Annotated in this window: 26 protein-coding genes; 13 read left to right on the top strand and 13 right to left on the bottom strand. The window is 41.3% G+C overall.

Annotated elements, in window-relative coordinates; translation table 11 throughout:
- Positions 1-52 precede the first annotated feature (52 nt).
- Positions 53-619 (top strand): phosphoribosyltransferase, encoded by a 567-nt coding sequence (locus tag WA256_RS00095; protein ID WP_054560872.1) that lies wholly within the window; start codon positions 53-55, stop codon positions 617-619.
- Between the two features lie 214 nt (positions 620-833).
- On the opposite strand, the gene WA256_RS00100 is transcribed toward WA256_RS00095, so the two are convergent.
- Positions 834-2,753, bottom strand: a complete 1,920-nt coding sequence (locus WA256_RS00100; protein WP_335988089.1) for a hypothetical protein — start codon at positions 2,751-2,753, stop codon at positions 834-836.
- Positions 2,754-3,114: 361 nt separating this feature from the next.
- Positions 3,115-3,771, bottom strand: coding sequence for a Crp/Fnr family transcriptional regulator (locus WA256_RS00105; RefSeq protein ID WP_054560870.1), 657 nt, complete (start codon positions 3,769-3,771; stop codon positions 3,115-3,117).
- A gap of 268 nt (positions 3,772-4,039) precedes the next feature.
- On the opposite strand from WA256_RS00105, the gene WA256_RS00110 reads away from it, so the two are divergent.
- Positions 4,040-4,270, top strand: coding sequence for a YgjV family protein (locus WA256_RS00110; RefSeq protein WP_063529621.1), 231 nt, complete (start codon positions 4,040-4,042; stop codon positions 4,268-4,270).
- A 2-nt stretch (positions 4,271-4,272) separates the two neighbouring features.
- Here the strand turns inward: WA256_RS00110 and WA256_RS00115 are convergent, their stop codons facing one another.
- From WA256_RS00115 to WA256_RS00135, 5 genes are all read right to left on the bottom strand, one after another.
- Positions 4,273-5,913 (bottom strand): amidohydrolase, encoded by a 1,641-nt coding sequence (locus WA256_RS00115; protein ID WP_335988093.1) that lies wholly within the window; start codon positions 5,911-5,913, stop codon positions 4,273-4,275.
- Positions 5,914-6,006: 93 nt separating this feature from the next.
- Complete coding sequence (locus WA256_RS00120; protein ID WP_054560867.1) at positions 6,007-6,240, bottom strand: EF-hand domain-containing protein; 234 nt, start codon at positions 6,238-6,240, stop codon at positions 6,007-6,009.
- Between the two features lie 4 nt (positions 6,241-6,244).
- Positions 6,245-6,478: an EF-hand domain-containing protein gene (locus WA256_RS00125; RefSeq protein ID WP_054560866.1), complete on the bottom strand. Its 234-nt coding sequence runs from the start codon at positions 6,476-6,478 to the stop codon at positions 6,245-6,247.
- Between the two features lie 103 nt (positions 6,479-6,581).
- The gene (locus WA256_RS00130) at positions 6,582-6,809 is read right to left on the bottom strand and encodes a hypothetical protein (RefSeq protein WP_054551189.1); all 228 of its coding nucleotides are present in this window, start codon (positions 6,807-6,809) and stop codon (positions 6,582-6,584) included.
- A gap of 9 nt (positions 6,810-6,818) precedes the next feature.
- Complete coding sequence (locus WA256_RS00135; protein ID WP_335988101.1) at positions 6,819-7,046, bottom strand: EF-hand domain-containing protein; 228 nt, start codon at positions 7,044-7,046, stop codon at positions 6,819-6,821.
- A gap of 312 nt (positions 7,047-7,358) precedes the next feature.
- On the opposite strand from WA256_RS00135, the gene WA256_RS00140 reads away from it, so the two are divergent.
- From WA256_RS00140 to WA256_RS00155, 4 genes are read left to right on the top strand one after another with little or no spacing between them, the layout of a single operon-like run.
- Positions 7,359-8,816 (top strand): HAMP domain-containing sensor histidine kinase, encoded by a 1,458-nt coding sequence (locus WA256_RS00140; RefSeq protein ID WP_304636796.1) that lies wholly within the window; start codon positions 7,359-7,361, stop codon positions 8,814-8,816.
- A 1-nt stretch (position 8,817) separates the two neighbouring features.
- Positions 8,818-9,345 (top strand): hypothetical protein, encoded by a 528-nt coding sequence (locus WA256_RS00145; RefSeq protein WP_335988106.1) that lies wholly within the window; start codon positions 8,818-8,820, stop codon positions 9,343-9,345.
- Positions 9,346-9,347: 2 nt separating this feature from the next.
- Positions 9,348-10,691 carry a sigma 54-interacting transcriptional regulator gene (locus WA256_RS00150; protein WP_335988107.1) on the top strand — a complete coding sequence of 448 codons (1,344 nt, stop codon included), beginning with the start codon at positions 9,348-9,350 and terminating at the stop codon, positions 10,689-10,691.
- Between the two features lie 8 nt (positions 10,692-10,699).
- On the top strand, positions 10,700-11,200 hold the full coding sequence (locus WA256_RS00155; protein WP_105181249.1) for a DUF1543 domain-containing protein: 501 nt from the start codon (positions 10,700-10,702) through the stop codon (positions 11,198-11,200).
- 211 nt (positions 11,201-11,411) lie between these two features.
- On the opposite strand, the gene WA256_RS00160 is transcribed toward WA256_RS00155, so the two are convergent.
- The 4 genes from WA256_RS00160 to pdsR form a co-directional block, all read right to left on the bottom strand.
- Positions 11,412-11,621: a hypothetical protein gene (locus WA256_RS00160; RefSeq protein ID WP_054551195.1), complete on the bottom strand. Its 210-nt coding sequence runs from the start codon at positions 11,619-11,621 to the stop codon at positions 11,412-11,414.
- A gap of 50 nt (positions 11,622-11,671) precedes the next feature.
- Positions 11,672-11,842: a hypothetical protein gene (locus tag WA256_RS00165; RefSeq protein ID WP_156426462.1), complete on the bottom strand. Its 171-nt coding sequence runs from the start codon at positions 11,840-11,842 to the stop codon at positions 11,672-11,674.
- Positions 11,843-11,955: 113 nt separating this feature from the next.
- Complete coding sequence (gene pdsS, locus WA256_RS00170) at positions 11,956-14,082, bottom strand: proteobacterial dedicated sortase system histidine kinase (protein ID WP_335988114.1); 2,127 nt, start codon at positions 14,080-14,082, stop codon at positions 11,956-11,958.
- Positions 14,082-14,771: a proteobacterial dedicated sortase system response regulator gene (gene pdsR, locus WA256_RS00175; RefSeq protein ID WP_054551197.1), complete on the bottom strand. Its 690-nt coding sequence runs from the start codon at positions 14,769-14,771 to the stop codon at positions 14,082-14,084. The genes pdsS and pdsR overlap by 1 nt, the downstream gene beginning before the upstream one ends.
- A 219-nt stretch (positions 14,772-14,990) precedes the next feature.
- Here pdsR and pdsO point away from each other — a divergent pair, with 219 nt between their 5' ends.
- The 3 genes from pdsO to WA256_RS00190 are packed head-to-tail and all read left to right on the top strand — an operon-like array spanning position 14,991 to position 18,330.
- Positions 14,991-15,728, top strand: a complete 738-nt coding sequence (gene pdsO / locus WA256_RS00180; RefSeq protein WP_054560857.1) for a sortase-associated OmpA-like protein PdsO — start codon at positions 14,991-14,993, stop codon at positions 15,726-15,728.
- A 26-nt stretch (positions 15,729-15,754) separates the two neighbouring features.
- Positions 15,755-17,755: a marine proteobacterial sortase target protein gene (locus tag WA256_RS00185; RefSeq protein ID WP_335988116.1), complete on the top strand. Its 2,001-nt coding sequence runs from the start codon at positions 15,755-15,757 to the stop codon at positions 17,753-17,755.
- Positions 17,743-18,330, top strand: a complete 588-nt coding sequence (locus WA256_RS00190; RefSeq protein ID WP_119852359.1) for a class GN sortase — start codon at positions 17,743-17,745, stop codon at positions 18,328-18,330. The genes WA256_RS00185 and WA256_RS00190 overlap by 13 nt, the downstream gene beginning before the upstream one ends.
- Here the strand turns inward: WA256_RS00190 and WA256_RS00195 are convergent.
- Positions 18,237-19,184 (bottom strand): DMT family transporter, encoded by a 948-nt coding sequence (locus tag WA256_RS00195; RefSeq protein ID WP_335988120.1) that lies wholly within the window; start codon positions 19,182-19,184, stop codon positions 18,237-18,239. The two genes, WA256_RS00190 and WA256_RS00195, sit on opposite strands and share 94 nt — an antisense overlap.
- 385 nt (positions 19,185-19,569) lie before the next feature.
- Here WA256_RS00195 and proB point away from each other — a divergent pair, with 385 nt between their 5' ends.
- From proB to gltX, 4 genes are all read left to right on the top strand, one after another.
- Positions 19,570-20,673: a glutamate 5-kinase gene (gene proB, locus WA256_RS00200; protein ID WP_054560854.1), complete on the top strand. Its 1,104-nt coding sequence runs from the start codon at positions 19,570-19,572 to the stop codon at positions 20,671-20,673.
- A 64-nt stretch (positions 20,674-20,737) separates the two neighbouring features.
- Positions 20,738-21,709, top strand: a complete 972-nt coding sequence (locus WA256_RS00205; protein ID WP_058585731.1) for a GGDEF domain-containing protein — start codon at positions 20,738-20,740, stop codon at positions 21,707-21,709.
- 66 nt (positions 21,710-21,775) lie between these two features.
- Positions 21,776-22,135, top strand: a complete 360-nt coding sequence (locus tag WA256_RS00210; protein WP_054560852.1) for a glutathione S-transferase N-terminal domain-containing protein — start codon at positions 21,776-21,778, stop codon at positions 22,133-22,135.
- A gap of 80 nt (positions 22,136-22,215) precedes the next feature.
- Entirely contained in the window at positions 22,216-23,700 is a 1,485-nt protein-coding gene (gene gltX / locus WA256_RS00215) for a glutamate--tRNA ligase (protein WP_054551203.1), read from the top strand.
- A gap of 124 nt (positions 23,701-23,824) precedes the next feature.
- Here the strand turns inward: gltX and WA256_RS00220 are convergent, their stop codons facing one another.
- Entirely contained in the window at positions 23,825-23,953 is a 129-nt protein-coding gene (locus WA256_RS00220) for a hypothetical protein (protein ID WP_269407463.1), read from the bottom strand.
- Between the last annotated feature and the right edge of the window lie 197 nt (positions 23,954-24,150).

Raw genomic sequence — 24,150 nt, forward strand, 5'->3', positions numbered from 1 at the left:
TTTATTAAATTAGCTACACTTGAATGATCAATTCACACTGGGGTCTCTATTTATGTCAGATAAGTGCTATATCACTGCGCAGCAGCTTCTTGAAGATTCATTTCGTGTTGCGGCACAAGTTTATGAAGATGGTTTCCGTCCTGATTTCATCATTGGTATTTGGCGTGGTGGTGCTCCAATTGGTATCGCAGTTCAAGAATATTACGATTACAAAGGTATAGAAACTGACCATATCGCAGTGCGTACTTCTTCGTATTACGGTATTAACCAGCAATCTAAAGAGATTAAAGTTCACGGTTTGCATTACATCATTGAAAATGCCAATGCAGACAATTCATTACTAATCGTTGATGACGTGTTCGATTCTGGCCGCAGTATTTTTGCATTAAAAGAAAAGCTTTCGGAATTAATGCGTTTAAACCTACCACGTGATATTCGCGTTGCATGCCCATATTACAAGCCGAAGAACTCAAAGGTAGACATGGTGCCAGATTACTTCATTCATGAGTCTGAAGAGTGGTTAGTGTTCCCTCATGAGCTTTCAGGCCTAACGCCAGACGAAATTATCGAAGGTAAATCTGATTTAGCGAACATCCACGACATTTTACTTGAAAAGTAACCTTGTCCAAATTTTTCATAAAAGGCTCTTAGTGAGCCTTTTTTATTGTCTTAAATTAAGAGCGTAAAACTCCCCATTGATAATAGTGGTAGTTTAAGCAGCGTAAATGCATTGATGCTTATCAGAAGAGAAACTTGGTGTTTATGTATATTTTTTAAAGGCAATAAAAAACCGCGCATAAGCGCGGTTTTAAAAGCTTTATTAGCGTTGTGGACTAGCCACCGTTACCGCCTGAGCCAGATGAACCTGTACCACCAGTGATTGGTTGCTCAACAACTTCACAAACTGTAGGAATATCAAGAGTTACAGGTGTTGTGTTTACCTCTAAATCTTGAGAAAGCCATTGTCTATTACCATAGTCATAATATCTAATTGAATAGCTTGAACCTTCCTCTAAAGCAACATTAAATGTAGCACCTTCTCCATAGTAAGTATTTACAAGTGCATTACCTGAGAATAGACGAGAATATGTAGGTGTAGGAACTGGATCAGCGTTAACATCAAAGTCTTCAGTGTTACTACAAACTAACTGAGTAGTAACTTGCTTAGAAATAATGCCAGGGTTTGAAGTAGTTAGCTTTAAAGTTTCGCCATCTAAATCACAAATATTACTAACGCTCAATTTCGTAGCAGTAGTACCCGCATCACTTGCTAAACCGGCTAAAACGTTTGCACCCTTTTGACGTATTTTCAATGTTACAGGGAAGCCAGGAGGATTAGCTATATTAGCTTGTGAATAATCGCCTCTATTAGCTCTTAAATTACGAACATTACGGCGGAAACCGTTATTCTCAATTACTAGACTATATCGGCCTGCATTTGGTTGGTCGTTACTGTCAACAATATCGAATGATACGCTAGAACATTGATTGTTGTTGAAGTAATCTAAGTTCCAATAAGATAAGTGATTAACGTCTACAGAAACGTCAAACGTGTCTGCACTATCATTGGCTTTAACTTCACCATAGCTTTCAAAAGACCACTTACCAGCGTCTTCATCATAACTCCAAACTGGGAATACATCACCTACAGCGATTTTACGAGCTGTTGGAGAAGTTAACGTACAAACACCCATGCTGTAGCCATTAGCTTCTGCATACGTCGAAAGGTCAGTTGTACCAGCCGGAACTGAAACTGGACATGGGTTTGAAGTATTCTGATCGACCTGCATTGCAACAGTAAGAGAGTTTCCTTCACCGAATGTTTTTACTTTATTACCAGCATCATCAGTAAGCTCGATCGCAACGAAACCACCTGATGTAAATGAACCAGAAACATTTGAATCTGAGCCATCAGGGTTTGCAACAGAAAGGGCTAAACCACCAGGAAATGCATCAAGAGATGAATTTTCAACTGTAGCGCTATCAGCTTCAGTTTCATTACGTGTTGCTTCGTTAGCAAAGTAAGCCACAGTGATTTCAGGCACTGTTTCTAAAGCTGTACCGTCAGCAGTTAAAAACTGAGTACCGTTTTTAATTTTAACAGTAGTACCACCAACAGCAACGCCTGCTTTGTTTACAGATTGAGGAAGTTCAATTTCTTCTTTATCACCAGAAACACTTAAGCCGGTTGTTGGATCATAGGCTACAGTTGTATTTTCACCTTCAGGTACTAAAGATTCTAATGACTTTGTTTCCGCAACAATAGGAACATCAGAATCAGCTAAATTACGTGGCGTTAGTCGGATTTCATCAGCTGCTACGTTTTCGGTAGTTGTTACTGTGAATGAGCCAGAATTATTTAAGTATCCTTCAGCAGAAACAACATAATCGTAAGTTACGCCGTCAGCAGGGATCGACTCAAGAGTAAAGCTGAAAGCTCCATCCGTAGTTGACTTGTCTTCATCAGAAAGTGCATCACCAGCAACACTTAGTAAGCCATCTTCAGAAGATGTAAATGTGATGGTTGCCGTCACTGATTCATCAAGCAATTCGCCTGTAGCATCAATTAAGCTAACAGAGATAGCACCTGCTTGAGTCTCAGCTGCCGTAGGTGGAACTGCTACATCTTGTGTTGGAACTGGTGGCTCAGGCACTGTGTCGTTTTTGTCGTCATCACTCAAACAACCACTTAAGCTTAAAGTGACACCTAACGCTAGCGCTAGCTTGGTTAGTTTAAATTCATTGTTTCCCATAATCGTTACCTTTCTTTCCTTTCTCGTAAAGTAATCAGACTTTTATTAGAGCAAATAGTACCGGTTTGTGCACCGAAAAAACGCCACACATGGTTATCTGTTATTGAAGGATAAGCGTACATTATATATACGTCAAGTGAACATTATATATACTTTCATTAATAAAATAAGAAAGTTCTGTCTTATCTTTCAAGTGCAACAGCTGATAACACACCGCTTTGCAAAATTATAATATAGAGCTTTGCAGTAAAGAAGCTTAACTCTATGAATATTTATAGATTATCCAACTGAACTTGTGCTGACTTTGCTTTTCAGTTTGGTAATATTATTTTAAAGCATTTAAGAAAAATTTGTAACACATTTATAACTGCGCAAAACTTTCTACGTAGTCGCTAAGCTTGTCGATATCTACTACTTGTAAACCTTGATTGCTTCGCTGCACTAAGCCTTTTTCAACTAGTTCTGTAACTACTCGTCTATAAGCTCTTTCTGTGGTGGCAAAGCGCTCAGCTTCAGCATTTACGGTAGGGTAGGCACGCAGTAGTGTTGGGTTGCTGTTTTCTGCTCTTAATAAGCAATCTTTAGCTATATTGTAGCTAAGTGGTAATAGCAGCTTATCTAAGTTTATTTTTTGATTTTCTTGGAACTTAGCGGCAATTGTTTGTGCTGTGTATAAGCTTAATTCTGGCTTTTCTAAGAGTAGTGCGCGCCAATGTTTAAGCTCAATTAGGTTATAACTTACATCGCTAAAGCACGTAACAGTGTAAATACACGGGTAGTTATTCAGTGCTTCAATCTCACCAATCAGTGTGTTGTTACAATCAAGCTGGCCCAAAAGAAGGCGTCGGCCATTACCCACGTCATAGCTGAACGACACTGTGCCGCTTCTCACTAATACGAGTTTTGACAAGGGTTGATCTTGATGGATCAGCACTTCTTTTTTAGCTTGTTGAAAACTACTGCCAGCAAATGTCAGTAATTGGTCAACAAGATAGCTTGAAAAATGATATTGAAACATTAACGCCGCTCTTCGGACAATTGTCCTATTTATTACATCTTAATGACGTTAGCATTAAGATTCTAAGAATTTACGCTAACTTGCTAGTAAGGTTATTCACGTTACTGATACCTTCATTTCCCGTGTAATGATTTTAAAGCCAAGATTATTCTTAAGCTTTACAAGGTTTTTAGTAAGTTAGCTTTTTTATTTTATTGTCAAAGTAGCACTGAGTGCGTCAAAAAAAATGACAAGCTCCAATGCTAACCTAAAGCCTAGGAGAGAACAATTGAGTTGGGAATATTTAGGCTATTTAGCGTCAGCATTGTTGGTTGCTTCTTTGACAATGAGCGATGTAGTAAAACTACGCTGGCTCAACCTAGCAGGGTGTATTGCATTTACATTCTACGGGCTGGCAATAGGTGCCGTTCCGGTGGCCTTCACTAATGGTTTACTGGCGTTTGTGAATATTTTCCACATCATTAAATTAAAGCGTCAGCAAAAAGCTGACGCCGAGTAATATTATTCCTCTTTTTTATATTTTAGCTCGCCCGCAATCCAAGTTTGTGTCACGTTTATATCGTGGATCTCAGAAACTGGGGCTTTGTAATAGTCTTTATCAATCAAAATAAAGTCAGCCCACTTTCCTTGCTCTAAACTACCTACCTTAAATTCTTGATGTGCAGCATAAGCACCACCTAAAGTAAATGCACGCAAAGCTTCATCACGCGATAGCAGCTCTTGTGGTCGCCAGCCACCTTCAGGAAGTTGATTATGATCCATTCGTGTAATGGCTGAATATAAGCCATCAAACGGATCAGCAAGCTCTACAGGAAAGTCAGAACCTGCTGCAATCACTGAGCCTTGCGCTAAAAAGGTTTTCCAAGCATACGCCCCTTCAAGTTGTTTTTCAGTTAGGCGCTGCTCTGCCATATGCATATCAGAGGTTGCATGAACAGGCTGCATTGATGGAATAATTTTTAACGTTTTAAAACGAGGGATATCTTCAGGAGTCACAATTTGTGCATGTTCAATTCGGTTACGCAGTAAAATCCCACCGGTTTTTTTAAACACATTTTCATAGGCACCTAGCACAACATGATTGGCTTTATCACCAATTGCATGGGTGTTCGCACTAAAGCCATGAGCAAAGCTTAAGTTGAATAGCTGTTCAAGCTTTTCTTGGGTTTCAAGCATTAAGCCGTGGTGATTTTTACGATCTGCGTATTCCTCAATAAGGGCTGCGCCTCGACTTCCTAAAGCACCATCCGCATACACTTTGACACTTCGAATCGACAGCATGTCATTCATGTCTTTATATTTGCCAGCTTTGAGCATGGTTTCTAGTTGAGGATCGGCAGCACTTAGCATGGCAACGATTCTGACAGGAAGGGACTTTTGCTCAGAGCGCTGCTTGTACACTTGCCACGTGTCGTAATCGATACCGGCATCATGGGTTGATGTAATACCCAAACTTAGTAGATGTTTACCTGCATTATCTAATGCTGTATTAATGCTGGCATGGCTTGCTTTTGGTACATGTTGGGTAACAAGCGTTTCGGCTTTATCAATGAATACCCCTGAAGGTAAGCCAGAATCTAACTTTAAAATTTCACCGCCGGCAGGAGAGGGAGTTTGTTTATCAATACCTGCAAGTTCCATGGCTTTTGAGTTAACCCACACAGCATGGCCATCAACGCGAGAAAGCACCACAGGTTTGTCTTTTACATATTTGTCTAAATCAGCTGCAGTTGGAAACTCACCGCCAGGCCACTGCTCTTGATTCCAACCGCGACCAATGATCCAACCTTGTTTATCTTTGGCAAACTCAGCCAGCATTTTGCCAACCTCATCTGCCGAGTTCGTATTTCTGACATCAAGTTGTGAAAGGTTATTACCTAAACCAATTACATGGCCATGAGCATCGACTAAGCCAGGTAACAACGTGGCTTGCTTGCCATCAATTGCGGTGGCGTCAGGGAAGCTATTTTTAATTGAGTCAGTACCTGTTTTTACGACTTTACCGTCTTTAAAAACCAGTGCAGAAAAGTGTTGGGTTTCGCCTTTGTAGGTAGGCGTGTAGCCATTTATATTATAAATAACAGTGGTGTTGGCAAAGCAGCTAAGTGAAGCTGTTGCTAGTAAGCTGATGATGAGTTTCATAATCTTCTAATAGTTTTTATTGATTTATGAAAACAGTATCAGAGTTGCAGTAAACTGCAACTCAGCAGCAAGTAAATAGTTAATTGTAACGCTTTATTTGCTTGCGTAGACCTTAAATTCACTAAGCGATAATTTATTATCTTTATCGCTGTCGTAGTTTTTGAAACGTGACCACAGAGCAGGGTCTCTCGCAGACTCTGAGCGAGTCAGGTAACCATCGTCATTACGATCAAGTTGTTTAAATTTTTCACCAATACTATCTGCAGCAAAACTTATTGTGCTAAATACACCACATAAAATTAGGCTGGCAAAGGTTAATTTTGACATTATTTTAACTCTTGTTTGTTAAATAGTGTTTAAATTCAAGGAGCGAGATTTGTTGATCTTTATCTGTATCCCACTGTGCTATGCGTTTTTGCAAGTGCGGTTGAGAAGACAGTTCCTGCACAGATAAAAAACCATTTTTATCTTTATCAAGGTGATCAAATCGTTGTTTTACATCCAATGCTAAGCTATTGAAGCTTATAGTAATTAAGGTGCATGAAGCAAGCCAGAAAATTCTCATAATTACTCTCCTTTATAAATAAAAGTGCTTGCCATAATTTAACTCCCAAAATTTAAATCCGTTTACACATTCCCTCTGGGATTATGGCAAGCACTTTAAGCCGTTAAGGTTTAAATTTTTCAAACTCTTGTTCAGACAGAACCTGATCGCCGTTTTCATCCAGATCGGCAAATTGCTTAAGTAGGTTATCGTGTTTGGTTGCTTCAGTTAATGAAATCTCGCCGTCGGCGTTTGTATCAAATTTAGCAAATCGAACATCCATTTGTGATGCTAAAACGGTGGCGCTGATAACTAAAAACATTAGCGAGAATGCAGCTAATAGTTGTTTCATTACAATCTCCTATTGAATAAACGACTGAAACTCAGAAAATGAAATTTGGCCATCTTGGTTACTATCAATTTGCGTAAAGTTGCCATGTAATAATGCATCTTCAGATGCTTCTGCTTCACTCAAAAAACCATTACTGTCTTTATCAAGCTCGTTAAACGTTGTTTGCAAATCTAGTGCATAACTACTTACCGAGATGAGACTTAAAAGCAGGGTGGCTACCTGGGCCGTTACTTTCATTTTGTGTCCTAAATAACTAATTTGCTTAATACTAATCAAAATTAGTGCCAAAATTAAAAGTTTTTAATTATCAATGATTTATTGTTTTTATGTGGTTTTTAATGCGAAATAGTTACAGGGTGTTGTGTCTTTTTTGCAACGATTTTCAGGTGTTAAAAGTTTATCCTTATTATTTCAATTAGTTAGCATGTTGCCAAATAGCAACTTTGTATCGGTTTTTGGGTAAAAATCAGTACTTTTTAAGGTCGGATTCAGCGAGTGTCTAAGTTTGTTCACTAATAATCAGCATCTGCAATTATGTTGAGAGTGAATATGCAAAATACAGTAGCGATAAAAATAAAACAGTTACTCAATTGGCGACCTAGTCTTATTGGCCAGTTCGTCTGTAGTATTTTGCTGTCTTTACTACCGTTATCTTTGGTGGTGATTTTATTTTTAAATGCGCTTAATAAGCAGCTAGCGGTGACTCAAGAAATCGTCGGTGACAATTACGAAATCACTAAAGCATTTAATAACCTCAAACAAGACTTAAATAGCTTAGAAAGGGCAACTCGACAAAATTGGGTGCTTAAAAGTGAATCCCTCGATAGCTTGATTGCCAATAAGTGGCAATCTTCACTGCAAAGTATTGATGAGCTTATATTTTTAAGCCCAACCGCTGATTATGTCTCACAGTGGCGGCAACTGGCTGAGGTATTACAATTTGCACAACAGCACTTGTTGATAGAGCAAAAGCAAGACGGTGAGTTATTTGCTCCTGCCAGCAAGCTTATCAGTGAGCAAACAAATTGGCTCAAAGAGCAAAATGAATTACGCATCACAAAAAATCAGCAGCAATTAAAAGCACTCCAAACTTCATTTATTAATTGGTTAGTTGCGTTAATTCCTCTCACGTTATTGGTTGGAGGCGGGTTTCTTTGGCGGATCAGCGGACGGCTCAGGGAGCTTACACATGTGATTGATAAACTAGGGCAAGGCCATTGGCAGCAAAAAATTCAAGTTCGCGGCTCGTCAGAGTTAGTTGAATTAGGTAATAAACTTGAGTGGGTTCAAGCGCAGTTGCATATGCTTGAGCAGCAAAAAGATACATTTTTACGCCATGTGACACATGAATTAAAAACCCCCCTTGCTTCGATGGTTGAAGGCACAGACTTACTTGCAGATGAAATTGTTGGCCCAATCAATAGCGAGCAACAAGCCGTTCTTGAGTTAATAACACAAAGTATGGTGCGGCTCAGAGCCATGATTGAAAGCCTACTGAGTTACAACGCTATTCGCACGAGTAAGCAAAGCCTAAGCGAGCTTAATTTTAACTTGATGATGAATAAAATTGAGCGTCATTTTGAGCACCGATTATCAGCGCGTGATTTATCCATTGTATGGGTGAACGAGTTACCAAATAAAGCCTTGTTTATTTCTATTGAGCTACTTGAAATGGTGCTTATTCAGCTTACCTCAAATGCGTTAAAGTTTTCGCCGGAACATGAGTCAGTGACAATAAAAGCAAGCTTAAAACAGGGACAGTTAATTTTGAGTGTCAGCGACTTAGGAGTAGGGATAGAGGATACTGAAAAAGCCGCTGTATTTGGGGCTTTTTACCAAGGTAAGAATGCAAAACAACATACTGAAATGGGCAGCGGGCTTGGTTTAACCATAGTTAAAGAAACCGTTGAACAATTAAACGGTAAGCTCTCTATTACAGATAATGAGCCACAAGGGTGTGTATTTACAGCCATTTTACCAATTCAATTAACCCAAGGAGTTAACTGATATGGGCTTAGCGAATAAAGCCAGTTTTATGCTTGTTATAGGCACACTTTTTATAACAGGGTGCACGATAACGCAAAAGCATGTTGAGCCAAAGCAAGTAGAGCCGACAGCAGATGTGAAATCTCAAGGACAACCTAATCCAAAACCTCGGCCGAAAAGTGAGCCGTTATACCCGCCTGCAAGTACAGTCATAGCTTGGCATGCTGCCAAGTGCGGTGGCTTTAAAGCAAGCTCTGATAAAGCAAATTATGTTGGCGAAAATGAGCTAAAGCGCCTGTTTGAGTCGATTTGCTTACTCGCTGCTTCAGAGCCAGAAAAAGCCCTTAGTCAGCTTGAAAAAAGTGACCATGCTTTTTATTGGCCAGATGATATTAAGCAGTATCTATGGTTACAAAAGCAATATTTACAACAGAATTTAGCGGCAAAACAAGCTAAGCAAGCGCTAAGTGATGAAATGGAAAAAACCTTATCGTCGCTTGCGACTATCGAACAACAACTTCTGCTACGTGAAGAAACCAAGGAGCAGTAACTATGAATGAAGTAACAAAACCACGGGTTTTATTAGTAGATGATGATGCGAGTTTATTAAAGTTACTAGCGATTAGAATTGAGTCTAAAGGCTATTTGATAAGCACAGTCGAAAGTGGCATTGAGGCATTACAAATACTAAAAAACCAAACCTATGATGCGGTAATCACTGACTTAAGAATGGATGAAATGGACGGCATGGCTCTACATCGCCAGTTACAAAGTCGTTATCCTTCAATGCCGGTGATTATGATGACAGCACATGGTTCGATACCTGATGCAGTAGAAGCGACTAAGCAAGGTATATTTGCGTTTATTACCAAACCGGTTGATAAAGATGAGCTGTTCGACAGCCTTGCTAAAGCTATCGAGATTCATGGTGTACATGGCGATGAAACACCCACACAAACCAATATTGTCACCCGTAGCGGCGCGATGTTGCATTTACTTGAGCAAGTTAAATTGCTTGGTCCAACGCAAGTGAATGTATTGATCTCCGGTGCCAGCGGCACAGGTAAAGAGCTGCTTGCACAAGCGATACATCAACACAGCCATGTTAGTGATGGGCCATTTGTGGCAATTAACTGCGGCGCTGTGCCGGGGGAGCTTTTAGAATCTGAATTGTTTGGGCATAAAAAAGGCGCGTTTACAGGCGCAGTCAAAGACCATCAAGGTTTGTTTCAACAAGCACAAGGTGGTACCCTTTTTCTGGACGAGATTGGTGATATGCCGCTAAATTTACAGGTAAAACTGCTGAGGGTTTTACAAGAGAAAACCATTCGCCCTGTGGGCTTTCAAGAAGAGATCCCAATTGATGTGCGGGTGGTGTCGGCGACTCATAAGAACCTCCCTGAGGCAATCAATAATCAGCAGTTCCGTGAAGATTTATACTACCGATTAAACGTGGTGAACTTAAAACTGCCTCCGCTTTGTGAACGCCGAGAAGATATCAGTTTGCTAGCACAGCATTTTGCAGGTCTAATTGCTAAACGTATGGGGCAAGATCAAAAGCAGTTTGCCAATGATGCAATGCATGCTTTGGTGCGCTATGACTGGCCGGGTAATATCCGTCAATTACAAAATGTGATAGAGCAGGTAGTAGCCCTTACACCTGGTAAAGTGATTGCTGCTCAGTTAGTTGAGAGTGCATTAAATAGTAATGTTAGTATTGCTGAGCCACTTTCGTTAAATGATGCAAAAAAAGAATTTGAGCGAGACTATTTAATTAATACGCTGAAAATGTCAGCGGGTAATGTTGCCGAAGCCGCAAAGCTTGCGAAACGTAATCGCTCAGATTTTTATAAATTAATCAAAAAGCACAACATTAATGTTGAAAGCTTAATATAAGGAAAAACATGGCGCTTTTTTTAGTCTATCTGGGCGGTCGTATTCAAGGTTGCCACATTGAAATGCACGACGTTCGATTTGTCGTAGGTGATAACATTGAACAAACCTACTCAAAACTAAAAGCACAATGGGTGGGTGATAAAAACAATGTGCATATGGATAGCTACATGCGAATTCAGCACATCGATGGCTATCAGGTCGAAGTGGTTGATACTGCGCATCACCAAGCCGAAAAACTGTATTTTGTGAATTTAGGTGCTTACCGAGCTGATAGTCTTGCGGAGCAACATGATTTTGCATTGTACGTTGCGCGTAGCAGTGAAGAAGCAAAGCAACGCGCTAAAGAGTCTTTATTGGCGGGAATGACTCATCTTCATAAAGATGACTTACACGATGTAGACGATTGTTTTGCGATTGATTTGTTAGATAGCAACTTATCAATCAAATTAACGCCAAGCGGGCAAGCACAAGCAATGAAGCCCGATTGGTTTGGCTATTACGTTCTGTAATACCAATCCGCAATAATACTTAATCATTTTGAGGGATTAAACCTGTCGCTAGCTGCGTTAAAAATTTCTGATTTACGACTGCATGGATGCAGAAGGTAGAGCAATGCAGGAGCAATTGCCGAGCACAACTAAATAACGAAATGTTTGCCTTGCTATCAACGAGGTTTTCTTGCCTCAAAATAGACCACTTAATTAAGCGAATTGGTATAAGCTATTCTTGGTTATCGTTTTTACTGGCAACTTTAAAGGCGATAATCACCAATCCAAACAAAGCAAATGGCAGTGCAGCGAGTAAATACTCAACGGTATGGCTGTCTTGGTAGTTGGGCTGGAGTAGGAAGTGACCTGCAACACAAAGTAAAATAGCCACGAATAAAACGGGCAGTAAAATCAGTTCTTTTTTAGGTGAGTGTTTTTTCATTACAAGGCGTTATATTCCAAAGGTGCGCCATTGTAATGAGCTACCCTTAGCTAGGTCAAATAAGTTGCTTTGTAGTTTGCTTTATATTGCGCTGTATCAACTTTTTTTGTGTCAGCTTTTACAGGCTGCTTTTTTGGAGCCGCTGGTTTATCGGTTGCTTCATTATAGCTAAATAGCCCCATAATGAACTCAATCTCTTCACGTTGTAATCCAGATCGCATGATGCCCTCCAAAGAATAATTTGCCTTTTGTATTACAAATATTACGTCCTGTAATCTGAATTATCGGTGAATACCCAGTCATTAAACTGTAATCATATGTAACGCAAATATGCTTATTTAATAGGCAACTCCACAGTAAACACAACACCTGTGCCATCATCTAAATTTTCTGCCAATACTTTACCGTGATGGTAATCGCAAATAAGCCTTACAATATAAAGACCTAAACCCAAGTGTGGCTGCTGCTGATGTTGCTGACTTCTCACCGAGACCATTGAGTCGAAAATGTGTTCAACTAAACCGTCAGGGAGCAAAGGTCCTTGGTTGCTAATTGTTAATAATGCATGGTGCTCTTGCTTGGTTAAGCTGACTGAAATTGTGCTTTGCGAGGTTTTAAACTCAAGTGCGTTGTTGATGAGCTTATCGAGTAATTGGGCAATAAATTCTGGTGCGCCACTAACATTTAACGGCTCTTTACAAAGCGACAAGGTAAATAGGCTTTCACCATAGGTTATTTGATAGCCCTGCATGCAGCCGGTGATCACCTTGGTCAGGTCAAACTCTTCTGCCTCGGCGCTTTGAATACTTTGTTCAAGGCGCGTTGCTTCACTCATGGTGGTAATAATTTTACCTAACCGCTCAACCCCTTCACTGGCACGGTCGAGGTATTTTTGACTCAGTTCAGATTGCGGCTGCATTTGTAAATTTTCAAGCGATGAGCGCACAACAGCCACGGGCGTACGAAGTTCATGGGAGAGTCGTGATGACATATTTTCTAAGTAATCAGTATAACCACTTAAACGGCTAACAATGTTGGCAAAGCTGCGAGAAAGGTCGCCAATTTCGTCATTCGAATCGGCATAAGTAATTTTGCCGGTGATCCGCCCTTGGGCATCAATGGCTTGCTCGGCGTTGTCACGTAAGCGGCGAATACGGCTGGAAATTCTTGAAGCAAAAAAGAATAGCGTCACAGTGCCTACAAGCATCACTGCTAAAATGACATTAAAGAGCTTCTCTAACGATTTATTACGTAGGGTGCGCACGCCATTGGTGGTTTCTTCTGCGATTACTGCACCAATGACTTTGTCTTGGATCCAAATAGGGTAGGCCGCCGATAAAATAACGGCTTTGTTATCTGGAGTTAAGCGCCATGATGATGCAGGTTTCCCATTTAAAGCACTGGCTATGTGAGTACCTTGCATCGCTGCGACATCATGTAAGGTATCAATAAATTCATTTTCTGGGCGAGTTAAAATTTTATAGTAAAGTGGGTGTAAGTAATCTTGCTCAAAGCGTTGCCACCAGGTTGTTGCAGGCTCCTCTTTTAAGCCGTCTGCCCAAACGCCATCGGCATGATGAATTGAGCCTGATTGCGCAAGTACACGATGATGGTTATCGACGACCCAAATTCGGCTGCCACTGTGGCCCATGCCTTTCAAAATACGGTTAATTTCTGGCGAAGGTACTAAAACAGAGCCGATATCATTGGGGTTTTGTAGGTTTGAGGTCGACATAAGCTGAGGCTCAACTTTGTCTTCATCCCAATCTTCAATCGCAAAACCAAGCTTATTACCTAGCATCGAAAGCGGAAAACGCAGCTCTATGTTGTAGCCCGTGTCGGTGCTTTTAAAATAGCCTTGGATTTTAGTGACAGGCTCTTGTGTTGTGGCATCAAAGGCATTAACCCAGCCATCTTGACGGGCGGCCACCACATAACTTTTAAATTCACCTTCTGGTGTTTTTAACATGATCTGTAAGTGATCATTACGGGTAAAGCTAAGCACATTTTTAGCACGATACACCAGTGAGCTGTCAGTGACTTTAAATGCCGCATAAAGGTAGTTTTCGTACTTGCCTACCATGTGATCAAAACTTAGATCACTTTCTTGATGCTCATTGCTTAGCCCTTGTAAGTAGCGCTTGTCATAATGCCAAAATAAGCTTTGATAAGGCTGCCACTCCGACAATTTACCATCAAGTTGAATCGGGTTATTTAGATTATAGGCATATAAATCTCGGCCTTTTACAACTTGATCTAAAAAGTTGGTTTGCGAGTCAAACAAAGCAGGGCGCTCATGTAATGCTGTTGCAAGTGCGCGGGTGGTGCCCACTAAGGTTTTTTCTTGCCCTTGCCTTAAGAACTTTTCCATTTCCCAAACATATTCATAGCCAAGCCAAGGCAATAAAAATAAAAAGCAGGATAAGAAAATAAACTTAGTTCTAAGCCCCAAACGCAGCATTAAGCTTGCTCCCAGCGATAACCCATACCGTAAACGGTATCAATGCAGTCAAATGCACCATCTAAAGCAATAAATTTTTTACGAATGCGTTTTACGTGTGAAGTAATAGTGCTGTCATCAACATAAATCTTGGCATCACTCATTAATTCGTTGCGGCTTTTTACATGGCCAGGGCGCTGTGCAAGCGAATGTACCATCCAAAATTCTGTCACAGTTAAATCAACCAGTTGCTCTTGCCAAAAAACTTGCATGCGCTGAGTATCTAACTTTAACGGGCCGCGATGCAAAAGAGCGGTTTGATCGGCGGGTTGATCAAAGGCATCAAGGCGTCTAAACAAGGCACCAATGCGAGCAGCAAGATGCGCCATACTGATGTCTTTGGTTAAGTAATCGTCAGCACCCATGCGCAGGCCACATACGGTATCAATTTCGCTATCGCGGGCGGTTAAAAATATAATCGGTAAGGTTTTAGATAGACTTCGTAATGTTTGGCAAAGTAAAAAACCACCATCCACTTCATGGCCAAGGCCAATATCAACAATGGCTAAATCGGGTAAAGATTGACTAAATGCCAGTTCAGCACTCGCTCTGTCAGCAAAGCCTACAACCTGATAGCCCTGAGCGCTGAGCATTTCTGTGTAGTTTTCGCGGATTGCTGTTTCATCTTCAACGATTGCTATTTTCTTCATTGTTAATACTTACTTAAATTCTTTCTATAGCGAACTATACCTAATTTTTTGCCTTACGTACTGGCAAAAACGCGATTGCCATTTTTCTGCCACAATTGCTCAGCAGTTTGCCTTTTTTGATCCCCTTTATTGCCATTTCGACTTGTTTTAATAGCTCCATACCAAGTTCGCAACACCAACCAATGTTGCCAAGCAATTAAGTAGAAAAAGGATTAAACCATGAAAAAATTAATTATTGCCGCTGTTATCACATCTGCTGTATCTGTAGCCCCTTTTGCAGATGCTGCGAGTCAAAGTAAACAAGAAACACCAAAAGAAACAGCCATTGGCTTAGGTGCTGGCGCAGTTGTTGGTGGCATAGTCGGCGGCCCAGTAGGGGCATTTATTGGCGCGTTTGCTGGTGGCTTAATTGGCGAAAAAGAAGCGGCAGACAACACCATTGATGAACAAGCTCACGCATTAGTTGTAATGAAGGAGCAAACCGCTGATTACCAACAAGTGATTGCCGATAACGCAGCACTAAGTGAGCAGCTTGAATTATTAGCTGACGAAAAAGAGCAGTTACTACAAGCCCAATTGAACACCTTATTGGCGATGACGGTACAGTTTAAAACCGGCTCTAGCGAAATTGCCCCACACTTTGCTAATCAACTCGACAAAGTCGCACAGTTATTGATTGCCCAGCCAAATTTGGCTATCGACTTAAATGGCTTTGCAGATCAGCGTGGTGATGAATTGGCTAATTTAATGCTTTCAAAACAGCGTGTAAATGCAGTGCAAAGCTACTTAATTAAACAAGGTGTACCTCATACGCGCTTAACCGCTACTGCCTTTGGTGAGCAGCAAAGTGTTGCCGATTCAAATAATTACGAAGACAACGTGTTTGACCGCCGCGTAACCTTAACGACACGCCCCGTGTCACAAAGCAGCTTACGTACAGCACAAAGTAACCACTAATTCATCGGTCGATGGAGTGACATATTATGTTGAGTAACCGTACCAAAAGGCTCCTTTTTGGGAGCCTTTTTATCCTCTTATTAGGCTATGCAATTAACCCTGCATTTGCAGCCAATTCCAGTGCCGAACTGCGTTTTTATGATGATTCAAATAGCCAAGTGTCGTCGGGCTTATTAGTGAAAAACGATGTCACTATGACGCTCACTGGGCTTATTAATCATGTTGTTGTTAAACAACGTTATCAAAACCCGCACCCGTTTGCGGTTAATGCACGCTATGTGTTTCCGTTACCTGATGAAAGTGCAGTTCATGCCATGCAAATGCAAATTGGTGAGCGCATTATCACCGGTAACATTGCCCTTAAACAGCAGGCTGAACAGCAATTTGAGCAAGCTCAAAAACAGGGTAAACGCGCCGCTTTAGTTCGTCAGCAACGTGCGAATATTTTCTCTACTGATGTGGCAAACCTTGGAGCAGGGGAAGAGATTGAAATTACCTTGCAATACCAAGAGATAATCGGTTTTCGAGATGGTGTGTTTTCACTGCGTTTTCCAACCACTATTACGCCGCGCTACGAACCTTTAACAGCAGAACTACAGCAAAAAGCGAATCTAGAAACAAAAGGCACTGAACAACAGAACGACGCAACAGCTAACACAGCTCAAGTGGCATCAGCGTGGCTAAAGCCTGTTTTTCATCGTACACAAAGCCAAGAGTCTGATGCGAGCCTAAACCTTGCAATTGCGATGGATATTGGCCTTGAACTCAGTGATATCAGCGCTAATTTAGCGGGCATGCAAATCGATAATCCAAGTTTTGGTCGCTATCAATTATCACTTAATCGTGATGTTCCAATGGATAGAGATTTTGAGCTGACATTTAAACCCCTTGATAAAGCTCACTCTCAGGCTGCATTTTTTACCGAAACAGTAGCAGGGCAAGAATATGGTTTACTGATGTTAGTACCGCCAAGCGACCACTTTACCTCGCAAGCCCGTCTGCCTCGTGAAATGGTGTTTGTTGTTGATACCTCCGGCTCAATGCATGGTCAATCAATGGAGCAGGCTAAACAAGCCTTGTTTTATGCTCTATCGTTATTGGATGAAAATGACAGTTTTAACATCATCGGCTTTGACAACGAAGTGTCGGTATTAAGTGACGCGCCAATGATTGCCAATGACTTTAACATTCGCCGTGCAGAGCGCTTTATTTATGGCTTACAAGCTGATGGCGGCACTGAAATCGCAAAAGCACTGACTCAGGTACTTGATGGTAAACAGCATGATGGCTTTGTACGCCAAGTGGTGTTTTTAACCGATGGCAGTGTGGGTAACGAAACGCAGCTATTTAAACAAATTCAAACAGATTTAGGTGACAGCCGACTCTTTACCATCGGTATTGGTAGCGCGCCTAATAGCTTTTTTATGACCAGAGCTGCTGACATTGGTCGTGGTACATTTACTTTTATAAGTAGCACCAGCCAAGTACAGCCAAAAATGCAGCTACTTTTTGATAAGCTGGCGCATCCAGCAGTTACTGAGCTTGCTCTTGAAGGCGACAAAGCAGCCCTTGAGTATTGGCCATCGCCATTACCTGACTTGTATTTTTCAGAGCCGGTTTTGGTTGCTGTGAAGCTTGATGGCAGTCAGCACTTAACATTAAAGGGGCAGACAAACACAGGGCCAATGACGATTAATTTAGCAACTGCCAATGCTGCACACGGCGAAGGTATCGCTAGACTCTGGGCCAGACAAAAAATTAAGTCATTGCTGCTTTATAACGAAAAACAGGCGGTACGCGCAGAAGTCGAAGCATTAGCACTTCAGCATCATTTACTTAGCCCTTTTACGGCCTTTATTGCAGTTGATAACTACGCGGGTAATGAGATTGCAGAGCGTTCAATGCAAGTACGAAACAAGCTTCCTAACGGCATGACACTGCCACAAACCGACGGACAAAGTCGAGTGTTTATGCTACTTGGGTTGTTGCTGCTTACATTCTCATGGTTATGGCAATGGCGACGCTAAAAAAAGCGCTGCCATTATGCAGCGCCTTACTTGGTATCGCACTATTTGTTAATGGTGGATATATGCAGGCGAAAGCGTGGCTGGCACAGGCATTGATTGAGTCTGCTTGGCAGCAAGCTTTGCAAAGTCCTAATGAGCAAGTAAGGCCTTGGTTTTACGCCGATGGTTATGTCACTGCACACATAAATTGGCCAAGCCAGCAGCAAGAATTGACTGTGCTTGCTGGTGCATCGGGGCGAAACCTCGCGTTTGCCCCCGGGCATTTTTTGCCAAGCGGTGAACTTGGCAGCTCAAAAGGGGTGTTAATAGCTGGCCATAACGACACCCACTTTGCATTTCTAAAACATGTCGCAGTGGGTGAGCAGTTCAGTATGCAGTTGCAAAGTGGCCAGATTGAGCACTATCAAGTTCGTAGCATTGATGTTATTCATCAAAGCGAACAGGGCTTTTTAGCACAATCAGGCCTTTATTTATTAACCTGTTACCCTTTTGACTCGTTAGCTTCAGGGACAGAGTTTAGGCTATTGGTGTCGGCTGATAAATTATCGTCGTCTACGTCAACTTTCAGCTCTTGATGACGTTGACTAACAATAACACCGGCGAATACCACTGCAATACTCACCCATTGCCATAGTGTGAGTACTTCGCCAAGTAAAATAGCTGACAAAATTAACGCAAAAATTGGAATGAGGTTTGAATAAGCAGCAGCAGTTAATACCGACACCTTACTAATGGCGTAGTTGTACATGCCATAGCCGCCTAAAGTGACACATGAGCCTAAATATAAAATGCTCAGTAAGGCACTTAAGTCGTGCTGATTTTCGCTGGGTAGTTCAATGAAAAATAAAAAAGGCGCAAAGAATAAGCTACCGCTAAACCCTTGAATTGCAATTAAAGTAAGTGGTGAGTAACGAGCTACTAGGTGTTTTACGCTCACGGTATAAAACGCCGCGCACACCATCGCCATCAACTCTAAAAAGTTACCAAGCAGTGGGTTAGGGGCTTGCTCAGTGCTTGGTGATAATAGCGTTAATAAAATACTGCCACCAATACACAAGGTAAAACCAACGACGATGGCTTTACTGATGTACTCTTTTAATATTAAGAACGCCAAAATAGCGACGATAATAGGTAAACAAGAGACTATTACCCCAGCTTGCGATGCCGAAGTGTATTCAAGAGCATGCCCTTCAAATAAATAATAAAAGCAAGGCTCGGCCAGTGACATACCAATTAAGTACTTCCAGTCACCTTGTTTAAACTCAAAGCGGATTATATAGCGCCATAAACATAAGCTAATCAATAACGTGGTTAGCATTCTTAAAAAAATCACTAACACAGGGTCATAAACATTGATTGCATGCTTTAAAGCAATGTAAGAGCTACCCCATAAAAAGGTCGCAATAATTAAGCATAAACTGGCTGGCATAGGTGTCGCTATTGAGTAAAAAAACGAGAGCGCGATCCTAGCATGAATTTTTTTAACTTGTTCAAAAATTGTTAGCTGGTATATATATACCCAAACTACCTCAATATGCGAGTTTCAGTTGGAATTAAAAGCGATTTAGGCAAGGCATTGATTGCAAGTAATAGTGGTTCTATTGTTAAAATCAATAACGCAGTATAAATCGCTTTTAAACCAACCCTTTGGGCGCTTCACAGGCACTTACTCTCATCGTTGTTACTTCTTAAAAGGGACTGCCATTCTTGCAAAGTAACGCCTTGATATTAAGTACCTGTGAAACGCTGAATTCTGCATCTTGAGGTAGCTTGGGTATAAACTTTCAATTTTAATTACAGAATATAAGAATCAAATGCAAAGGCCACACGTCGTTGTTGTAAAGCTGGGCACAAGCGTGCTGACAGGCGGTACCGACAAATTAGATAAAGCACACATGGTTGAACTTGTTCGCCAATGTTGTGAATTAAAAAAACAGGGTTATCAGGTTGTTTTAGTATCAAGCGGCGCGGTTGCTGCAGGTCGCGAGCAACTCATTACCCCCTGTGGTCGTTCTTTGATTGAAAAACAAATGCTTGCCGCAATCGGCCAAGGACAGCTTATTCATATTTGGCAGAGTCTGTTTGCTTTGTATGGTGTGAATGTTGGACAAATGCTACTGACCCGCGCCGATGTAGAAGACCGTGAACGTTACTTAAATGCCCGCGATACCTTAAATGCGCTACTTGCGCACAATGTAGTACCAATTATTAACGAAAACGACGCCGTGGCAACCGCCGAAATTAAAGTAGGTGATAACGATAACTTATCTGCTTTAGTCGCGATATTAGCGAATGCAGAAAAGCTGTTACTGTTAACTGACCAAGAAGGCCTATTTACAGGCGATCCTCGCTCTGATGCCAATGCGACACTTATCAACGAAGTTGAGCATATTAATGATGAGCTAAGAGAGCTCGCTGGTGGCAGTGGCACTACCCTAGGTACCGGTGGTATGGCAACCAAACTGCAAGCAGCCGATATTGCACGTCGCGCTGGTGTTGAGGTCATTATTGCCAAAGGGGCAGGTAAAAATGTGATTTTAAATTGCATGGCCGACAAGCTCCCTGGTACACGCTTTTTAAAACTCACCGCACCAAAAGATGGCCGCAAAAAATGGCTACTTGCAGGACCTAAAAGCACGGGGCAATTAGTGATTGATGATGGCGCAAGCCTTGCACTTAAAGAGCGTGGTGCAAGCTTACTGGCAAAAGGCGTAAAAACTGTGCGAGGGCAATTTGAACGCGGTGATGTGATTGAAGTAGTGACGTGTCAAGGGCAATGTATAGCCAAAGGCCTTGTTAATTTTAACCATCAAGAAATAGATCAAATTAAAGGCTGTCATTCGTCGCAAATTACCCAGTTGCTTGCATTTGCACCAAGCAGCGAAGTAATTCACCGAGATGATATGATTTTGTTATAGTTTTTTAGTAATTCTGATAAAGTTAACTAAACTAAAGTAATAAGCGGTTTTGGGGACTTTTTAGATGGCGGCTAACGCTTGCGGACATGACTGGGTTGTAGAAATCACCCAACAAGAAGAAGAGCCTGAGCTCGATCAGGCGCTCATTAATGCCGTTAGTGAATTAGATGAGTTTTCTCGTTTTGCTATTTACATCAATAAGTTTTTTAAACCTGGCCTGCCTGCAAGGCTTCTAAATAAAGATTCGGTTATCGAAGAGCTCAGTGAGCACGAAGTCAATGAGCTCATCGAAAAAGTCAGCCGCAATAAAATTCGCATCAGTCGCAACTACGGTTTTATTTCTACTTATGTGCCCATTTATTACATGGGCAATGTGGTTGGTGTACTGGTCATTGAGTCTGAAAAAGAGCTCTCAGAGCGCTGTAGCATGCTCGCCATCTACATGCTAAATATCTATGCGAATCAACTGTCGTTACTTTATAAGTCGCAACTTGACCCTTTAACAGAGCTTTTAAACAGGCAAACCTTTGATAAAAAGGTGATTGAAATTGCAGCCGATGCCGCTGTAGATCATGAAAGCCATGAGTCAAAGCAACGTCATTGGTATTTGGCGATGGTCGATATTGACCATTTTAAAAGCGTAAATGACAACTATGGACACGTTATTGGCGACGAAGTGATCTTGTTAGTAGCGCAGCTATTAAAAAATAATTTTCGAATTGAAGATTACGTTTTTCGCTACGGCGGCGAAGAGTTTACTGTGTTATTTCAAGCAAGTGACGAACTCGATGCACGTAATGCCCTAAATCGTTTTCGAGGCTGTGTGGCAGAATACCCCTTTCCTCAAGTTGGTAACTTAACTGTGAGTAGTGGTTTTATGCCAATTTACGAGTTTGAAATGGTTGCCAGCCTAGTCCAAAAAGCCGATCAGGCCTTGTACCATTCTAAAAACAGTGGTCGTAATTGTGTCACTGCCTATTCAGAGTTAGATATTCAACAAATCAAACCTCAAGATGATTCTATAGAGCTGTTTTAAGGTGTTGCAGCGCGCTTAGCTGTGTTAAAATTGCCCACTATTTTTAGAGCCACATGAGAAGGTAAAATGAAGTTTGTTCGTTGGTTGTTAGGCCGCATCATTTTGTTTTTTGATTTTGTATTCACACCACGCAGTAAAAAGCGTCCGGCAGCAGAGCAAGCAGCGCTTGACTCAGTGACGTCACAATTTAAGCTTTATCAATTTAAAGCCTGTCCATTTTGCGTGAAGGTACGTCGTGCTATTAAACGCCAAGGTCTATCAGTTGAAACCCGTGACGCTAAAGGTAACGAGCAATTTCGCCAAGAGCTATTAGAGCAGGGCGGCAAAGTGAAAGTGCCTTGTTTACGTATTGAAGAAAACGGCCAAGTAACTTGGTTGTATGAATCAAACGATATCATTGCTTATTTAGATAAAGTCGCTGCATAAAGCGGCTTTTCACTTCGATTATAGCCCGTGCTGTGCTAGCATTTGGGCAAATTTTTAATTGTCTTTTGAGAGATATAACCATGACAATTCGCACCCGTGTTGCTCCGTCACCGACTGGTGACCCGCACCTAGGTACTGCATACATCGCATTATTTAACTACTGTTTTGCTAAGCAGCAAGGCGGTGAGTTTGTGTTACGTATTGAAGATACAGACCAAGTTCGTAGTACGCCAGAATCAGAGCAAGCTATTATGGATAGCTTACAATGGTTAGGCTTAAACTGGGATCACGGTCCAGATGTAGGCGGTGAGTTTGGTCCATACCGTCAATCTGAGCGTAGCGATTTATATAAGAAATTTGCGCATCAGTTAGTTGAACAGGGTAAAGCTTTTTACTGTTTTGCTACGAGCGAAGAACTAGACCAAATGCGTGAAGAGCAAATGGCCGAAGGCCTACGCCCTAAATACGATGGTCGTGGTTTAAATCTTTCTGAAGATGAAATTAAAGCAAATCTTGAAGCGGGTAAGCCTTACGTAATCCGTATGAAGATCCCAAGCGAAGGCACGTTCAAGTTTAACGATTATCTACGTGGCGAAATTGAGATCCCATGGGAAAATGTAGACATGCAAGTGCTACTTAAAGCTGACGGTTTCCCAACTTACTTCCTTGCCAACGTTGTTGATGATCATCACATGCAAATTAGCCACATTTTCCGTGGTGAAGAGTGGATCAATTCAGCGCCTAAGCTATTAAAGTTATATGAAGATTTCGGTTGGGAAGCGCCAGTACTAGGCCACTTACCGTTACTTCGTAACCCAGATAAGTCAAAATTATCGAAGCGTAAAAACCCAACTTCAATCAACTACTACAAAGAAATGGGTTACCTACCAGAGGCACTATTAAACTATTTAGGCCGTATGGGTTGGTCAATGCCTGATGAGCGTGAAAAGTTCACGTTAGCAGAGATGATTGAACACTTTGATATGAAACGTGTGTCGCTTGGTGGCCCTATTTTCGACATCGATAAGCTTAGCTGGTTAAACGGTATGTGGATCCGTGAAAACTTATCTGATGCTGAACTAATGCAACGTTTTGTTGATTGGAAGTTTAATACTGAGCTATTCGCTAAAGTATTACCAGAAGCAAAAACGCGTATTAATACGCTTTCTGATATGGTTGACCTTGCCGGTCACTTTGTCGGTGGTATTCCAAGCTATGATCCTGCTCTATTAACAGCAGGTAAAGCTGATGAAGATGTAATCCGTCAAGCATTACAGTTCTTCATCTGGCAATTAGAAGGTTTACGCAGTTGGGAAAAGCCAGCGATTTTTGCTATCGCAAAAGAAGTGGCGACTTTCCATGAATTGAAGATTAAAGACTTCCTTGAGCCAATTTTTGTGGCTATCACAGGTAAGACATCTTCAACTTCAGTACTTGATGCGATGGAAATTTTAGGTTCTGACTTATCACGTGCTCGTTTACGTGTTGCACTAGCACACCTTGGTGTGTCTAAAAAGCAAGCGAAAAAAATTGAGCGTGCATACCGCGATTATCCACAAGCATAATCGTGATAAAACTTCCAAAAACCGAGCTCTATGCTCGGTTTTTTGTTTTTAGCTGTAGCTGTTAAAAGTGCCTGCTTAGTAATAAATAAAGCGAAATCGTCCTCAATAACTATATGTCTTACCTTTAGTCACTGGTAAAGTCTTTACAGCTTTCAATCCAGTAGCCATTGCCACCTCTATTTACTACTTCAAGTTTTAGTTGCTCAATAGCTATACTATTTATCTCAGTCGGGCTGTAGCCACCAGATTGCACTGAGCGTTCACCAAGACAACTAAATCCTTCAACATCAGCTAAGTATTAAGCGCCACTTTTCTTTTATATTCAGTAATATTGTAAGAAAAAACGAAATATTGATGCTTCTGTAGTAACTTTAATGTTAACAGTGTGTACAAAACGCTACACGAATGTACGACATTTTTAAAACCTCTTGTGGTTATATTGTAGTCGCA

This window comes from Pseudoalteromonas sp. CH_XMU1449-3, assembly GCF_037027245.1.
Lineage (GTDB): Bacteria > Pseudomonadota > Gammaproteobacteria > Enterobacterales > Alteromonadaceae > Pseudoalteromonas > Pseudoalteromonas shioyasakiensis.

Bases quoted from the DNA above. Each gene is read 5' to 3' on its own strand.
- WA256_RS00145 (WP_335988106.1), top strand. From the start codon at position 8,818: ATGGGCTTAGCGAATAAAGCCAGTTTTATGCTTGTTATAGGCACACTT.
- WA256_RS00130 (WP_054551189.1), bottom strand. From the start codon at position 6,809: ATGAAACAACTATTAGCTGCATTCTCGCTAATGTTTTTAGTTATCAGC.
- WA256_RS00105 (WP_054560870.1), bottom strand. From the start codon at position 3,771: ATGTTTCAATATCATTTTTCAAGCTATCTTGTTGACCAATTACTGACA.
- WA256_RS00150 (WP_335988107.1), top strand. From the start codon at position 9,348: ATGAATGAAGTAACAAAACCACGGGTTTTATTAGTAGATGATGATGCG.
- WA256_RS00195 (WP_335988120.1), bottom strand. From the start codon at position 19,184: ATGCCAGCCAGTTTATGCTTAATTATTGCGACCTTTTTATGGGGTAGC.
- WA256_RS00125 (WP_054560866.1), bottom strand. From the start codon at position 6,478: ATGAGAATTTTCTGGCTTGCTTCATGCACCTTAATTACTATAAGCTTC.
- WA256_RS00095 (WP_054560872.1), top strand. From the start codon at position 53: ATGTCAGATAAGTGCTATATCACTGCGCAGCAGCTTCTTGAAGATTCA.
- WA256_RS00185 (WP_335988116.1), top strand. From the start codon at position 15,755: ATGTTGAGTAACCGTACCAAAAGGCTCCTTTTTGGGAGCCTTTTTATC.
- pdsO (WP_054560857.1), top strand. From the start codon at position 14,991: ATGAAAAAATTAATTATTGCCGCTGTTATCACATCTGCTGTATCTGTA.
- WA256_RS00155 (WP_105181249.1), top strand. From the start codon at position 10,700: ATGGCGCTTTTTTTAGTCTATCTGGGCGGTCGTATTCAAGGTTGCCAC.
- WA256_RS00115 (WP_335988093.1), bottom strand. From the start codon at position 5,913: ATGAAACTCATCATCAGCTTACTAGCAACAGCTTCACTTAGCTGCTTT.
- WA256_RS00190 (WP_119852359.1), top strand. From the start codon at position 17,743: ATGGCGACGCTAAAAAAAGCGCTGCCATTATGCAGCGCCTTACTTGGT.
- WA256_RS00140 (WP_304636796.1), top strand. From the start codon at position 7,359: ATGCAAAATACAGTAGCGATAAAAATAAAACAGTTACTCAATTGGCGA.
- WA256_RS00165 (WP_156426462.1), bottom strand. From the start codon at position 11,842: ATGCGATCTGGATTACAACGTGAAGAGATTGAGTTCATTATGGGGCTA.
- WA256_RS00205 (WP_058585731.1), top strand. From the start codon at position 20,738: ATGGCGGCTAACGCTTGCGGACATGACTGGGTTGTAGAAATCACCCAA.
- proB (WP_054560854.1), top strand. From the start codon at position 19,570: ATGCAAAGGCCACACGTCGTTGTTGTAAAGCTGGGCACAAGCGTGCTG.
- WA256_RS00100 (WP_335988089.1), bottom strand. From the start codon at position 2,753: ATGGGAAACAATGAATTTAAACTAACCAAGCTAGCGCTAGCGTTAGGT.
- WA256_RS00135 (WP_335988101.1), bottom strand. From the start codon at position 7,046: ATGAAAGTAACGGCCCAGGTAGCCACCCTGCTTTTAAGTCTCATCTCG.
- pdsS (WP_335988114.1), bottom strand. From the start codon at position 14,082: ATGCTGCGTTTGGGGCTTAGAACTAAGTTTATTTTCTTATCCTGCTTT.
- gltX (WP_054551203.1), top strand. From the start codon at position 22,216: ATGACAATTCGCACCCGTGTTGCTCCGTCACCGACTGGTGACCCGCAC.
- WA256_RS00160 (WP_054551195.1), bottom strand. From the start codon at position 11,621: ATGAAAAAACACTCACCTAAAAAAGAACTGATTTTACTGCCCGTTTTA.
- WA256_RS00120 (WP_054560867.1), bottom strand. From the start codon at position 6,240: ATGTCAAAATTAACCTTTGCCAGCCTAATTTTATGTGGTGTATTTAGC.
- WA256_RS00210 (WP_054560852.1), top strand. From the start codon at position 21,776: ATGAAGTTTGTTCGTTGGTTGTTAGGCCGCATCATTTTGTTTTTTGAT.
- pdsR (WP_054551197.1), bottom strand. From the start codon at position 14,771: ATGAAGAAAATAGCAATCGTTGAAGATGAAACAGCAATCCGCGAAAAC.